Source organism: Variovorax beijingensis (genome assembly GCF_003951285.1).
GTDB lineage: Bacteria > Pseudomonadota > Gammaproteobacteria > Burkholderiales > Burkholderiaceae_C > Variovorax > Variovorax beijingensis.
The window spans coordinates 1-1,303 of the sequence record NZ_RXFQ01000071.1; the positions used below are offsets into that span (position 1 = coordinate 1).

General features: G+C 69.1%; 1 protein-coding gene. It reads left to right on the top strand.

Annotated elements, in window-relative coordinates:
• Position 1: 1 nt before the first annotated feature.
• Positions 2–1,303, top strand: coding sequence for a glucarate dehydratase (gudD, locus tag EJO66_RS32435; RefSeq protein WP_125967292.1), 1,302 nt, complete (start codon positions 2–4; stop codon positions 1,301–1,303).

The following is a 1,303-nucleotide window of genomic DNA, read 5'->3' on the forward strand; positions in this document are numbered from 1 at the left end:
CATGCGCGTGGTCCCCGTCGCGGGCCACGACAGCATGCTGATGAACCTGAGCGGCGCGCACGGCCCGTTCTTCACGCGCAACCTGCTGATCCTGACCGACAGCGCGGGCCACACCGGCGTGGGCGAAGTGCCCGGCGGCGAGAAGATCCGCCAGACCCTCGAAGATGCGCGCGGCCTCATCGTGGGCCAGCCCATCGGCCGCCACAACGCGGTGCTCAACAGCCTGCGCAGCGCCTTCGCCAACCGCGACAGCGGCGGCCGCGGCCAGCAGACCTTCGACCTGCGCGTGACCATCCATGCGGTCACGGCCGTCGAGGCGGCGCTGCTCGACCTGCTGGGCCAGCATCTCGAAGTGCCGGTGGCCGCACTGCTCGGCGAAGGCCAGCAGCGCGATGCCGTGCAGATGCTCGGCTACCTGTTCTACGTGGGCGACCGCAAGAAGACCGACCTGCCCTACGAGAGCGATCCGGGCGCCGCCGACGACTGGTTCCGCCTGCGCCATGAAGAGGCCATGACGCCCGAAGCCATCGTGCGCCTGGCCGAGGCCACGCACGCGCGCTACGGCTTCACCGACTTCAAGCTCAAGGGCGGCGTGCTGCGCGGCGAGGAAGAAGTCGAGGCCATCCGCGCGCTGCACGAGCGCTTTCCCAAGGCGCGCGTCACGCTCGACCCGAACGGCGGCTGGCTGCTGCAAGATGCGATCCGCCTGTGCCGCGACCTGCACGGCGTCATGGCCTATGCCGAAGACCCGTGCGGCGCCGAAGGCGTGTTCTCGGGCCGCGAGGTGATGGCCGAGTTCCGCCGCGCCACGGGTCTCCCGACCGCCACCAACATGGTCGCCACCGACTGGCGCGAGATGGTGCACAGCCTCTCGCTGCAGTCGGTCGACATTCCGCTGGCCGACCCGCACTTCTGGACGATGCAGGGCTCGGTGCGCGTGGCGCAGCTGTGCCAGGCCTGGGGCCTGACCTGGGGCTCGCATTCGAACAACCACTTCGACGTGTCGCTGGCCATGTTCACGCACGTGGCGGCGGCCGCCCCGGGCAAGGTCACCGCGATCGACACCCACTGGATCTGGCAGGACGGCCAGCGCCTGACCAAGGCGCCGCTGCAGATCGAAGGCGGCTTCGTGAAGGTGCCCACGCGCGGCGGCCTGGGCGTGGAGCTCGACATGGACGAGGTCGAGAAGGCGCACCAGCTGTACCTGAAGCATGGCCTGGGCGCGCGCAACGATGCGCAGGCCATGCAATACCTGATCCCGGGGTGGACTTTCGACAACAAAAAACCTTGCATGGTGCGCTGA

What these genes read in the sequence shown, in the direction of transcription:
- gudD (WP_125967292.1), top strand. Translation starts at nt 2, where the DNA reads ATGCGCGTGGTCCCCGTCGCGGGCCACGACAGCATGCTGATGAACCTG.